This is a genomic window from Marinococcus salis, assembly GCF_054971365.1.
In genome coordinates, this window is record NZ_JBQOJB010000008.1 from 43,355 (window position 1) to 55,716 (window position 12,362).

Here is a 12,362-nt window from a genome sequence, read left to right on the forward strand (position 1 = left end):
GAGGAACGAACATGAGTAACGAAACCATTTTAGATGTAAAAAATTTAAGTGTTTCCTTTAAAACGCCAAACGGCGAAGTGCAGGCTGTAAGAGACGTCAGCTTTTCAGTTGGAAAAGGGGAAACCCTGGCAATCGTAGGCGAGTCCGGATCGGGCAAATCGGTAACGACAAAGGCGCTGATGGGCCTGCTTCCGGCACCGAAAGGGTATATTAAAAATGGCAATATTCTATACGGGAATGAGGATTTTGCCAAGCTGAGCGATAAGCAGATGACTAAATACCGCGGCAAGGATTTTGCGATGATTTTTCAGGATCCGATGACCTCCCTCAATCCGACGATGAAAGTAGGAACGCAGGTGATGGAAGGGCTGCGGATGCACCGGGGCATGAATAAAGAGGAAGCGAAAAAGGAAGCAGTACGGCTTCTGGAGCTGGTGCGCATCCCCGATGCAGAGGCAAGAATGAATCAGTACCCGCACCAGTTTTCGGGGGGCATGCGCCAACGGGTGGTCATTGCCATCGCGCTCGCCTGCGACCCGAAAGTATTGATTGCAGATGAGCCGACAACAGCGCTTGACGTAACAATCCAGGCGCAGATTCTGGATATTATGAAAGATATTCAGGAGGAATTTGAAACCTCGATTATTTTCATTACGCACGACCTGGGCGTTGTGGCAAATGTAGCGGACCGGGTCGCGGTCATGTATGCCGGTAAGATTGTAGAAATCGGCTCTGTGGACGAGCTTTTTTACAACCCGAAGCATCCTTACACCTGGGGCCTCCTTGGTTCCATGCCGACGGTGGACCAGCGGGAGGAAGAATTATTTGCCATCCCGGGAACGCCGCCGGATCTGCTTCATCCGCCAAAGGGCGATGCTTTCGCCCCCCGGAACCGGTACGCGTTAAAAATTGATTACGAAGAGCAGCCGCCAATGTTTCAGGTATCCGACACGCACTATGCAGCGACATGGCTGCTGCATGAAAACTCACCGGATGTACAACCACCCGCCTCAGTACAGCAGCGCATTGATGAGATGAACGGGAAATGGGAGGCAGGAAAGTAGATATGAGTGATGAGAAATTATTGGAAATCAAAAACCTGAGTCAGCACTTTAAAACAGGTAGAAAAAGTGTCGTACGGGCAGTAGACGGCTTGAATTTTGATATATACAAAGGGGAAACGTTCGGGCTGGTAGGAGAGTCGGGCTGCGGAAAGTCAACGACTGGACGCTCGATTATCCGCCTGTACGAAGCGACAAGCGGCGAGGTTTTGTTCAAGGGAGAAAACGTTCAGGGCAAGAAATCCAAGAAAGAGCTGAAGAAGTTTAACCGCCAGATGCAGATGATTTTCCAGGATCCATATTCATCGCTGAACCCGCGGATGAAGGTCATTGATATTATTGCGGAGGGCATCGATATTCACGGCCTGGCAAAGGATAAAGAAGAGCGTCGCCAGCGCGTATATGAACTGTTGGAGACGGTCGGGCTAAGCCGGGAGCACGCAGAGCGCTACCCGCACGAATTCAGCGGAGGCCAGCGCCAGCGGATCGGGATTGCACGTGCCCTGGCTGTGAAGCCGGAATTTATTATCGCTGATGAGCCGATTTCAGCTCTCGACGTGTCGATTCAGGCCCAGGTCGTCAACTTAATGAAAAAGCTCCAGCGGGAAGAAGAGTTAACGTATTTGTTTATTGCTCATGACCTATCTATGGTGAAATATATCAGCGACCGTATTGGCGTAATGTATTTTGGCCGTCTTGTAGAGCTTGCTTCGAGTGAAGAGCTTTACAAAAATCCGCTGCATCCATATACGAAATCACTTTTATCTGCGATTCCCCAGCCTGACCCGGTCCACGAACGCACGAGACGCCGGCTGGCTTATAACCCGGAAGATCATGACCAGAGCGAAGAGCCTGAATTTCGGGAAGTATCAAAGGATCATTACGTGCTGTGCACAAGCCAGGAATTTGAGGAGATGCAGCAGCAGGCTCCGGTATAAACGGAAGTCCCCGTTCCCAAACTCATCAAGGAACGGGGAATTTTTCTTTCAATATGGGTTGATCAACGGGTAGGGCTGTGCTATGATTATCGTTGTCAGTCACCAAGCTACATATTTTTCAGCACGGAGGAGTACCCAAGTCTGGCTGAAGGGAGCGGTCTTGAAAACCGCCAGGGGCTTTGCGGCCCGCGGGGGTTCGAATCCCTCCTCCTCCGCCATTAATTTACCAGCGATAACTGCCCCAGACGGCAGTTTTTTTTAACGCCACTATCCGTTACGAGGGAAAAGAGGGCAGATGGCAATGGATCTACATACATATTGGATGCAGGAAGCCATCCGGGAAGCAAAACAAGCAGAAGCAGCAGGAGAAGTGCCAATTGGCGCGGTCATTGTTTATCAAAATGAAGTGATCGGGCGGGGAAGAAATCGTCGGGAGGAAGATCAGCAGGCGTCCGCTCATGCTGAGATGATTGCCATCCAGGAAGCCTGTACGTTTTTAAACAGCTGGCGGCTTGAAGAATGCACACTTTACGTCACGCTTGAGCCCTGTCCGATGTGCGCGGGAGCTATTGTGCAGGCCCGGGTGCCCTCCGTTGTTTTTGGAGCACATGACCCAAAGGCAGGCTGTGCCGGGACGTTGATGAACCTTCTTCAGGAGGAGCGCTTTAATCATCGCTGTGACGTTACTGCTGAAGTTGAAAGATCCGCTTGTGCTGATCTCCTCATTTCATTTTTCCGCCAAATGAGAGATCAGAAAAAGAATAGAAAGAAAGAAAACGGGGAATAGCTCTACAGTCGTTTAATTCTATTTGGAATATAGAAGCGTACCGTGCTATATTTAACAGGATTATTGAATAAACAGGGGGTTTTCCAGTGCGTTCAAATCAATTTACCGTGGAAACGGCACAGAAGTTGTCTGAAAAGCTGAATGTCCCGGCTGAACAAATTATGCATACGCCGCCTCATCTGATTAAAGAAAAAATCGCTGAGTGGGAAGAAAAAGAAGCAGGTAAAAGCCCGCACAAATCTATGTCTGCCGATTGAACCTCATCGGTTGCATAATACTGAAAAAATAGATATACTTATTATGCGCTTCGATAAGAAGTGCCTAAATATAGTGAACCCATTTGCCGTGCTAAGTGGGGAGGTAGCGGTGCCCTGTACTTGCAATCCGCTATAGCAAGACCGAATCCCTTTCCGAGGCTTTATTTTTGTAGGGTCTGCCCTGCGTAAGTGGTGTTGACGCCCAGGTTCTGCGCAACGGAAACCCGCGAACCCTGTCAGGTCCGGAAGGAAGCAGCAGTAAGCGGACTCTTCCGTGTGCCGCAGAGCTGCCTGGGCCGAGCAAACTGCGCAGGTAACGCTTATGAAAGTATTGTCGAAGAAAGGTGCACGGCTCTATAAACATATCATTCAAACGATTCCGTCTCAGGGGTCGTTTTATTTTTATATTCAAGTACGAGCTCCCGGCGTTTGAGTTTTGAAAATAGCTTCATAAATAGGTATAATGAATAAAGAAAGAAACGGAAATGAAGGGGGGAAACATGGTTGGGCCATCAAGCTTTATACCGGATGTGGCGGCCGCAGCTGCTTGAAGACGTAGTCGGCCAGGAACATATTACAAAAACGCTTCAGAATGCCCTTGTGCAGGAAAAATTCTCCCATGCTTACTTATTCAGCGGGCCGAGAGGGACAGGAAAAACGAGCGCCGCTAAGATCTTCGCCAAAGCGATCAACTGCGCGCAGGCTCCAACAGCTGAACCATGTAATGAGTGCGACGCCTGCACGGGCATTATGGACGGTTCAGTCGTTGACGTGATAGAAATTGATGCCGCCTCCAACAACGGTGTGGATGAAATTCGTTATATCCGCGAAAACGTGATTGCCGCTCCGAGGGATATCCGTTATAAAGTGTATATTATCGATGAAGTTCACATGCTGTCGACTGGGGCTTTCAATGCGCTGCTTAAAACATTGGAAGAACCTCCAAAGCATGCTGTTTTTATTTTAGCGACGACGGAACCGCATAAGATTCCGCTCACGATTGTTTCCCGCTGCCAGCGTTTTGATTTTAAGCGTATCCAGCCGGAAACCCTGGTGGAACGCATGAAATATATACTCGGGGAGCAGCAGGAAACAGCGGAAGAACAGGCGCTTTACCTGATTGCCCGGGCGGCTGAAGGCGGCATGAGAGATGCCCTCAGCCTGCTTGACCAGGCAATGTCGTTTGCTGAAGAAGCGGTTCGTGCAGAAGACGTGCTGGCAATCACCGGCGCGGTGTCGCAGCAGTTTTTAACAGACACCGTACGTGCATTGAAAGAACAGAATACAGCTGAAGCAGTGCAGGCTGCAGATCGTCTGGTGAAGGAAGGCAAAGATCCGGTCCGTTTTATGGAGGACATCATCTATTATCTCCGGGATATGCTGCTGAACCAGGCAGCTCCGGGCATGCAGGAGCTATTGGACCGGGCCACGCTTGACCAGGAATTTGAAGCCCTTTCCTCGGAGGTGCCGGCAGAATGGATTTACCAGAGGATTGATCAGTTAAATAAAATTCACCAGGACATGCGCTGGTCAAGCCATCCTAAAATCTTTTTGGAGGTTGCTTTGATTCAGTCCTGCCACACGTCGGCCAAGGAGGCTGCTCCAGTATCGGAAAGCGGGGCTTCCGATGACAGAACGGCCCGCCTGGAAAACCGCATCGCATCGCTTGAAAAAGCCCTGAAAGAGAAACCGGCGGCGCCTGCGGCTCCTGAGCAGGCCCCGCCGGCGGCGGAAGAGCCCAAGCCTGAACCGGCTAAGCGTGCTTCCAAAAAAGGAGCTACTTCTTCCCCTTCCCAGGGTAAAGTCAAAGAAATCCTAAAAACAGCGACGAAGCAGGAGCTGCAGGACCTTGCCAATCAATGGAACAGCGTCATGAATGCAATGCGAGCAAAAAGTGTGCCCGGCCACGCCTGGCTGAACAACTCCAAACCGGTGATTGTCAACGAAACGGCCGTGCTCTTGTCTTTTAAAAACGAAATGCACCGCAATATGATTGAAACAAAGTTCCGGGAAGAAGTTATTGATGCCCTGCGGGAAATCACGGGGAAAGAACTGGAGCCGTATACGATCCTTTCAAATGAATGGGAAAGGATTAAGGAAGAGTACAAACAGCACCAGCAGGAAAATGGCACAGAGGCAGCAGAAAGTGAAGCGCCGGAAGCACCGGAAAATTCACAGGAAGAACCGCCGGACCCACTGGTGGAAGAAGCAGTGAGGCGCTTCGGCTCTGAGTTTGTCGAAGTGGTGGATCACTAAATATGAGGAGGAAATTAAAATGAAAAACCAGGCAAATATGATGAAACAGATGCAGAAAATGCAGAAGGATATGCAGAAGGCTCAGGAAGAGCTGAAGGAAAAATCAGTAGAAGCAACGGCTGGCGGCGGAGCTGTAAAGGTAGTAGCTTCCGGCGACAAACAGATTTTAGACATTGAAATTGATGAAGATGTGGTTGATCCAGATGATGTCGAAATGCTCCAGGATCTCATGCTTGCAGCAATGAATGAAGCGCTGAAGAAAGTGGATGAGCTTGTTGAGCAGGACATGGGGAAATTTACTAAAGGAATGAACATTCCCGGAATGTTCTAGGAGGAGATCAGGTGCAGTATCCGACACCTATTTCGCAATTAATTGACAGTTTTATGAAGCTGCCCGGCATCGGCCCAAAAACGGCCGGCCGGTTGGCTTTTTATGTATTAGATATGAAAGAAGACGATGTGCTTGAGTTTGCCAAAGCGCTTGTTAACGCAAAGCGGGAGCTTACGTATTGCTCGGTCTGCCACCACATTACCGACACGGACCCATGTTATATCTGCCAGGACAAGCAGCGTGACCGCTCTGTCGTGTGCGTGGTACAGGACGTTAAAGACGTCATAGCCATGGAAAAAATGCGGGAATTTTCAGGGCTGTATCACGTGCTGCACGGGGCGATTTCCCCTATGGACGGCATTGGGCCGGAGGATATTAACGTGCCCGACCTGTTAACCCGGCTCCAGGATGAACAGATCCAGGAAGTGATCATTGCGACGAACCCAACCATTGAGGGGGAAGCTACAGCTATGTATATTTCGAAGCTGCTAAAGCCGACCGGCATGAAGGTAACAAGAATTGCTCATGGTCTGCCGATCGGCGGGGATTTGGAATACGCTGATGAAGTAACATTATCAAAAGCCATTGAAGGACGTCGCGAACTGTAAGGGGATTTGTATGCCACTGAAAAAAAAGCTGAAAAAAAAGGAGCTCGAACGGCTGAAGGACCATATTTACGCTGCGAAGGAAAAAATGGAACAGTACCAGCGGCTTTTAAATAAAAGCGTGGAGCCTTCGGAAGAGCTTACGATCCAGTTCAAAATTCATCAGGCCAAATATGTTTTTTTACTCAAAGAAGCAAGGCATCAGAGGTATGAAGTAAAAACAAGTCCGTTTGCTTTGGAATAATACAGTAAAGTCGTTTCAGGCTTTTGGCACTGCCGGAGCCTGGAGCGGTTTTTTTACATAATACTAAAATCTCAGATTAAGAAAGTAGATATTATTCAAATTTTATTGTATTACTTCATTGAAACCCTCGTGATACGATTGCTTTTGAAAGCGATTACATTAATGAGGGGGATACATCATGGGGAGAACATGGAAAAAGCCTGTGGCGGCTTCACTGGCCGGAGTACTGGCTCTTGGGGGGCTCGCTGCCTGCGGTAATGACAGTGGCAGCGGAGGAGATGACGACGTCGTAACACTCAGTTACTGGAAATCGGCAGACACAGGCCGTCCGGACTTCGAAGCATTTATGGAGGTAGTAAACAAATTCAACGATGAACATGAGGATATCCAGCTGGATGTGAATACAACGCCCAATGATGATTATCGTACAAGGTTAAATACGAGGGCTGCCGGCGGAGATCTGCCGGATGTATTCCAAGTATGGCCAGGGGCAGAACTGCGCCCGCTTGTAGAAGCCGGAGCGGTAGAGCCAATCGATGATATTGAAGATTACTGGCTTGACAGTGGTTTGCTGGAAGAAGGATCTTTTGATGAATTTACAATAGAAGACAACACATACGCAGTACCGGTGAATAGTAACCCGACGCATTTTATATATTACAACAAGGACATGCTGAGTAAGGCCGGATATGACAGCTTTCCTGAAGATTATGAAGGATTTCTGCAGCTTATCAAAGATTTGAAAGAAGAAGATGTAACTCCAATTTCTCTTGGGAATTCAGGAGGATGGGTTTTGCAGTCAGTCTACATTTCCACAATAGCGGATCGATTTACCGGTCCTGACTTCCTGGAGGGCGTGGAAAATGGAGATAGAAAATTTACTGATCCTGAGTTTATTCAGGGCCTTGAAGTCATCGAAGAATTGAACAACATGGAAGCTTTTAATAACGATTTGAATACGATTGACAGTATACAGATGATAGACCAGTTTCTACAGGAGGAGTCCGCCATGGTAATGGACGGTAACTGGGCGGCTACTGAAATTATCGAAAATAAACAGGAAGATCAGGATATCGGCATTACTACTATTCCTTTAGGCGATCGTAACAGCATCTCAAATACTATGGGAAGCGCAAGCGCGATTAACAGTGATATCTCTGACGAGAAAAAAGAAGCAGCCAAAGAATTCTTAAAATGGCTCTACAACGAAGAATTGTTTAAAGAACTTCAATCAGTGGGCCGGATTGTGCCAACGAATGTGGAAAATCCAAATGATGAACTAGATCCGCTAGTAAATGAAATGATGGAAATTACGCAGGAAGCCGAAAATGCGCCAGTGTATGACGCCACTCTTACGCCGAGCTTAAATGATGAGCTTGAAAACCAGCTGCAGGCTTTAACCCTTGGAGAAACGACTCCGGAAGAAATTGGGGAAGCCCTGCAAGACGAAGTAGAATAATTAAGCCGTTCTGTTATCAAACATGATTTCATATATACTAAATAAAAGGAGGATGACCGGATTTCAGGTTTATCCTTCTTTTTGTTCCAGGAAAGGAGGGCGGTGTAGTGCGTAAAAAGCTTCCAATAAAGGACTGGAGCCTCAAAACAAAATCAACCATCATATTTCTCTGTCTGGCTACGCTCCCTATTTTAGCCGTGAGTGCCATCTTTTTTTACCAATCCAACAATATCCTCCGCCAGCAGGCGCTTGAAACGTCCAACCAAAACCTTTCCTCTATTGAAGCTGATTTAAATAATACGATGAGAGAGATTGAGGATATCTCGGAATATATTATATATAATAACGAATTTTATCAATATTTGACCTTTGAAGACGGGGAGGCCACAGTAGAAGAATTCAGCAACATGAATGAAAATCTGCGTGCATTTTTTACCTTTCATTTAACAAATAAAAACTACTTCCAGTCCGTGTTTATTGAAGGAGAGAATGGACGTTCCATTATGATGGGGGACTATATAGAAAACGAAAATAAAAAGTGGATCACGGCTTCGAGAGAGCGGGAGGGACAGGTCCTGTGGACAGATCCTTATGAAGTGCAGACAGGTTTTCCGACTGAAGAGAAAAAAGTGATCAGCCTGTTTCGCCAGATTAACAGCCGATATGATTTCACCAACTCGATAGGAGAGGTACGCATCCACTTAAATGAGCAGCAATTGTATGATTACTTGATGAGTGACCTGGAAAATGAGTCCAGCGACTTATTTGTGTTGAGGGAAGATGGAACGTTAATGCTTCATGCAGACAAAGAAACCGCTGGGCGTTCTTTTTCCGACCAAACTCTTATGCGGCGCATAAAAAATGAACAGGAAGAGCCCTTCAAATACAGCTACAACGGTGAAGATTATTATGTTTCTTCCAAGCAGCTCGAAGATTTATATCTTGTTTCCATGGTGAAAGAATCGTATATAGCAACAGAGCTTTCTAACGTACGTCACATTACTGCCGGAATTATCATTGGCACCATTATTTTAAGTATTCTTGTCATTATAGGTTTTTTCATGTTCGTGTTGAAACCGATCGGGGCATTAACACGAGAAATTCGAAGAGTGGAAAAAGGTGATTTTACGGCCCGGGTCGAAGCCGCTTCCAAGGATGAAATCGGAACATTAAGCAGACGCTTTAACCGGATGGTGCAGGAAATTCAGTCACTGATCAATACGAAGTACAAGCTGGAGCTTAAAACAAAGGAATCAGAGCTGAAGGCGATGCAGAGCCAGATCAATCCGCATTTTCTATATAATACCCTGGATATGATTCGATGGTCAGCGAGGCTAGAGAAAGCTCCAAATACCGGTAAAAGCATCGAAGACCTTTCCCGGATTTTTCGGCACACGTTAAGTAAAGGCAACACCTGGGTGGGCCTTGAAGAGGAATTAGTAAGTGCGAAAAGTTATCTGGAGCTTCAAAAAAGAAGGATGGGGGCAAAGCTTCACTACTCGTTGTTTGTAGAGACAGGATTGGAGCACGTGCCGGTGATGAAAATGATCGTGCAGCCCTTAATTGAAAACAGCATCGAGCATGGAATGGGGGCAAAGAAGCAGACAATTCATATTAAGGTTCGCGCTTACCAGCTTGAAGAAGCGCTGATTATAGATGTTATAGACAATGGAGTCGGTATTGAAGCGGAGGATATTAAAGAATTAAAAAGCAGCGCGCCTGAGTCACGACAAGGGTTTGCTCTGCAAAATATTGAGAAACGCATTGCCAATACTTACGGGGAGAGATTTGGTCTGAATATAGTGCCGGCGGCAGAAGGAACGCATATTCAGATCCGTTTTCCTATTCTGAAAGAAAAAAATAATGAATCACACCTCAACAAAGAGGAGGGGGAGACAAATGGCAACGAAAATATTGATCGTGGATGATGAACCTATGATTTGTGAAGGGCTTTCGCAAACGATCGACTGGGAAAGCATTGATGTAGAAGTAAAAGGAATAGCCTATGATGGCCTGCAGGCATTGGAGATATTGAACAAGCATAAAATAGATATAGTTCTTACGGACATTACCATGCCTAACATGGACGGTCTTGCTTTAACGGAAGAATTGACAGCGCTTCATCCGTATGTGGAAGTGATTATGTTCAGTGGCTATGACGAATTTGAATATGCCAGACAGGCTCTGCGGCTGGGGGTAAACGACTTTTTACTGAAGCCGATCGATATTGAAGAGCTGCTGTCTATTGTAAAACGTCTTCAGCATAAAAAAAGTTTCTCTGAGAATAATTATAGTGATCTTCGGGAGCAACTAAAGCTTACGATACAAAAACAGTTATTTCGTCATTATATTACGACTGAAGAAATTAATCGATGGGAGAAGCACTATAAAAGCTGCTGCGTAGTGGTCGCAGAAATAAAAGAATATGCCCGTGGGAAGGAAAAAATAGAGCAGGAAGGGCAGAAAGAACATTTGATGGCAATGATTGAAGAAAAAATTGCGGTATGGAGCCAGCAGTTCATCCGTATATGGAAGCATGAGAACGAATGGATATATGTATGCTGCGGGGATGACTCAAGCCTGTCAGTAACAGAGGATCACCTCGAAAAACTTCAAAAGCAGGTCGAAGCAAAAGGGATAAAAATGCAGGCAGCGTTATCCGCCCCCGGCTCCTTTCAAGACATACGAGTGCTTTATGAACAAGCAGACACACTTTTAACCCTTATCAGAGGAACCACTAAGGGCGTTACAGTGGGAGGGAATGATGAGCTTCAGGAAGCTTCTTTTTCTGCCTCAAAAGCCTTCAAAGACCAGCTGGCCGTTTGTATTATGGGAGGGCAGGCGGCAGAAGCAAAAGAGCTGGTACAGGAAGTATTTGATGAACTAATCGAAAAAGATACAGCCGTTGATCCAGTCTTCCGTATAATGAGGGAGCTTGAAGTAGTAATAAAGAATAAAGTGTTTTCCCAAGTCCAGGAACGAACATTTGATATCAACGAGTTTAAGCTTCAACAGGACGTTGATACGCGTATTTACAATACGCCCGAAGATATTCAAAGCTTCTTCATGGAGGATATGCTTCGCATGGCCGGGGCTTTATCAAACAGGAAGGAAACCAATTGGATCATTGATCAGGTGCTTTATTACATGAAACACAACTATCAGCATGATTTACAGGCAAAAGCGATCGCGGAAACCCATTTCATTACTCCTAATTATTTCAGTATATTATTCAAACAGGAAACGGGGCTGAGCTTTTCAGATTATTTAAATACCCTGCGTATCGAAAAAGCTTCAGAGCTGTTGGTGACTACGTCAAACCGGGTATTTGAGATCGCCGAGTATGTCGGCTACAGCGAATACAAATACTTTGTGAAGGTATTCAAAAAATATAAAGGAACGACCCCTACGCAATACCGCGCCATGAATACAACAAATACTCAATAAATGTGGATGTTATGTTAAAAAAGTCGATTTTTTGTCTCGGCAGCTCCTTTTATAATCTAAATGTAAGCGTTTTCTAAAAGGAGTGAAAAAATGCACTTGCTCAGAAGTCCATGGAAAATTGGTTTAGGTTTAGTGCTGCCATTGATTATTTATATGGTGTTTGGCATTATTCCGATTTTTATTTCTTTCTACTATTCCTTTATGGCCTGGGACGGGTTTTCTGCTATGAACTTTGTCGGAATAGAAAATTACGTTACTGCCTTTCAGGATTCGACGTTCTGGCTGTCACTGCGTAATAACATTTTGGTGGTACTTGCCTCTGTGCTTGGACAAATTCCGATTGGTCTGGGATTGGCTCTGTTATTAAACCGGAAAATTAAAGGAGCGAAGTTCTTCCGCACGATCGGTTTTCTTCCAGTGGTTATCTCGACTGTTGTAATCTCTATTACATGGAGGATGATCTACAACTCAGAGCAGGGGCTTCTTAACAATTTACTGGAGACTACAGGACTTGGTTTTCTCCAGCAGAACTGGCTCGGCGACCCGGATTCCGCCATATTTGCTATTTTAATTACGATAGTTTGGCAGTTTGTTGGCCTGTACTTTATTATTTTCCTTTCCGCCCTCCAGACGATTCCGAAGGAACTGCTTGAAGCAGCAGAGCTTGACGGGGCCGGGGAGTGGCACAAGATCTTACACATTACGCTCCCTTCCATCCGAAACGTCATTTTGGTCGCGATTGTTTTGTGCATAAGCGGCAGCTTAAAAACATTTGATTTGATTTATGTTATGACCCAGGGCGGCCCCGCGCATTCCACAGAAGTAATGGCCACCTATATGTACAGTGAAACATTTGAAGGCCTGAGCTACGGGTATGGAAGCGCGCTTTCGATTTTAATTCTCGTATTCAGCCTGATCCTGATTTTAATCACAACAAAAGTAATGGGTGTTAAGAGAGCATAAGGAAAGGAGAAAAA

12 protein-coding genes, 1 tRNA gene and 1 other RNA gene are annotated in these 12,362 nt (G+C 46.1%); all 14 read left to right on the plus strand.

What is annotated here, in order from left to right:
* Positions 1-11: 11 nt before the first annotated feature.
* The 14 genes from ACTTK6_RS08995 (at position 12) to ACTTK6_RS09060 (ending at position 12,348) form a co-directional block, all read left to right on the plus strand.
* Positions 12-1,064, plus strand: a complete 1,053-nt coding sequence (locus ACTTK6_RS08995) for an ABC transporter ATP-binding protein (RefSeq protein WP_094908182.1) — start codon at positions 12-14, stop codon at positions 1,062-1,064.
* 2 nt (positions 1,065-1,066) lie between these two features.
* Positions 1,067-1,999, plus strand: coding sequence for an ABC transporter ATP-binding protein (locus ACTTK6_RS09000; RefSeq protein WP_079474451.1), 933 nt, complete (start codon positions 1,067-1,069; stop codon positions 1,997-1,999).
* A gap of 125 nt (positions 2,000-2,124) precedes the next feature.
* Positions 2,125-2,217, plus strand: a tRNA-Ser gene (locus ACTTK6_RS09005).
* Positions 2,218-2,300: 83 nt separating this feature from the next.
* A complete protein-coding gene (gene tadA / locus ACTTK6_RS09010) occupies positions 2,301-2,786 on the plus strand; it encodes a tRNA adenosine(34) deaminase TadA (RefSeq protein WP_371862277.1) in 486 nt (161 codons plus the stop codon).
* A gap of 86 nt (positions 2,787-2,872) precedes the next feature.
* Positions 2,873-3,043 (plus strand): YycC family protein, encoded by a 171-nt coding sequence (locus tag ACTTK6_RS09015; protein ID WP_079474449.1) that lies wholly within the window; start codon positions 2,873-2,875, stop codon positions 3,041-3,043.
* Positions 3,044-3,129: 86 nt separating this feature from the next.
* Positions 3,130-3,395: signal recognition particle sRNA large type (gene ffs / locus ACTTK6_RS09020), an RNA gene on the plus strand.
* Between the two features lie 152 nt (positions 3,396-3,547).
* Positions 3,548-5,299 carry a DNA polymerase III subunit gamma/tau gene (dnaX, locus tag ACTTK6_RS09025; RefSeq protein ID WP_462833229.1) on the plus strand — a complete coding sequence of 584 codons (1,752 nt, stop codon included), beginning with the start codon at positions 3,548-3,550 and terminating at the stop codon, positions 5,297-5,299.
* A 19-nt stretch (positions 5,300-5,318) separates the two neighbouring features.
* Positions 5,319-5,630, plus strand: coding sequence for a YbaB/EbfC family nucleoid-associated protein (locus ACTTK6_RS09030; protein WP_022792923.1), 312 nt, complete (start codon positions 5,319-5,321; stop codon positions 5,628-5,630).
* 11 nt (positions 5,631-5,641) lie between these two features.
* The gene (recR, locus tag ACTTK6_RS09035) at positions 5,642-6,238 is read left to right on the plus strand and encodes a recombination mediator RecR (protein WP_079474447.1); all 597 of its coding nucleotides are present in this window, start codon (positions 5,642-5,644) and stop codon (positions 6,236-6,238) included.
* A gap of 10 nt (positions 6,239-6,248) precedes the next feature.
* Positions 6,249-6,479 (plus strand): YaaL family protein, encoded by a 231-nt coding sequence (locus tag ACTTK6_RS09040; RefSeq protein ID WP_079474446.1) that lies wholly within the window; start codon positions 6,249-6,251, stop codon positions 6,477-6,479.
* 178 nt (positions 6,480-6,657) lie between these two features.
* On the plus strand, positions 6,658-7,938 hold the full coding sequence (locus ACTTK6_RS09045) for an ABC transporter substrate-binding protein (RefSeq protein WP_079474445.1): 1,281 nt from the start codon (positions 6,658-6,660) through the stop codon (positions 7,936-7,938).
* A gap of 107 nt (positions 7,939-8,045) precedes the next feature.
* Positions 8,046-9,866: a sensor histidine kinase gene (locus ACTTK6_RS09050; RefSeq protein ID WP_462833230.1), complete on the plus strand. Its 1,821-nt coding sequence runs from the start codon at positions 8,046-8,048 to the stop codon at positions 9,864-9,866.
* Positions 9,838-11,385: a response regulator transcription factor gene (locus ACTTK6_RS09055; protein WP_462833231.1), complete on the plus strand. Its 1,548-nt coding sequence runs from the start codon at positions 9,838-9,840 to the stop codon at positions 11,383-11,385. Before ACTTK6_RS09050 ends, ACTTK6_RS09055 begins: the two co-directional genes overlap by 29 nt.
* Positions 11,386-11,475: 90 nt before the next feature.
* Positions 11,476-12,348: a carbohydrate ABC transporter permease gene (locus ACTTK6_RS09060; RefSeq protein WP_462833232.1), complete on the plus strand. Its 873-nt coding sequence runs from the start codon at positions 11,476-11,478 to the stop codon at positions 12,346-12,348.
* Positions 12,349-12,362: the final 14 nt, after the last annotated feature.

Bases quoted from the DNA above. Each gene is read 5' to 3' on its own strand.
- ACTTK6_RS09060 (WP_462833232.1), top strand. From the start codon at position 11,476: ATGCACTTGCTCAGAAGTCCATGGAAAATTGGTTTAGGTTTAGTGCTG.
- ACTTK6_RS09055 (WP_462833231.1), top strand. From the start codon at position 9,838: ATGGCAACGAAAATATTGATCGTGGATGATGAACCTATGATTTGTGAA.
- ACTTK6_RS09040 (WP_079474446.1), top strand. From the start codon at position 6,249: ATGCCACTGAAAAAAAAGCTGAAAAAAAAGGAGCTCGAACGGCTGAAG.
- tadA (WP_371862277.1), top strand. From the start codon at position 2,301: ATGGATCTACATACATATTGGATGCAGGAAGCCATCCGGGAAGCAAAA.
- ACTTK6_RS09000 (WP_079474451.1), top strand. From the start codon at position 1,067: ATGAGTGATGAGAAATTATTGGAAATCAAAAACCTGAGTCAGCACTTT.
- ACTTK6_RS09030 (WP_022792923.1), top strand. From the start codon at position 5,319: ATGAAAAACCAGGCAAATATGATGAAACAGATGCAGAAAATGCAGAAG.
- ACTTK6_RS08995 (WP_094908182.1), top strand. From the start codon at position 12: ATGAGTAACGAAACCATTTTAGATGTAAAAAATTTAAGTGTTTCCTTT.
- ACTTK6_RS09045 (WP_079474445.1), top strand. From the start codon at position 6,658: ATGGGGAGAACATGGAAAAAGCCTGTGGCGGCTTCACTGGCCGGAGTA.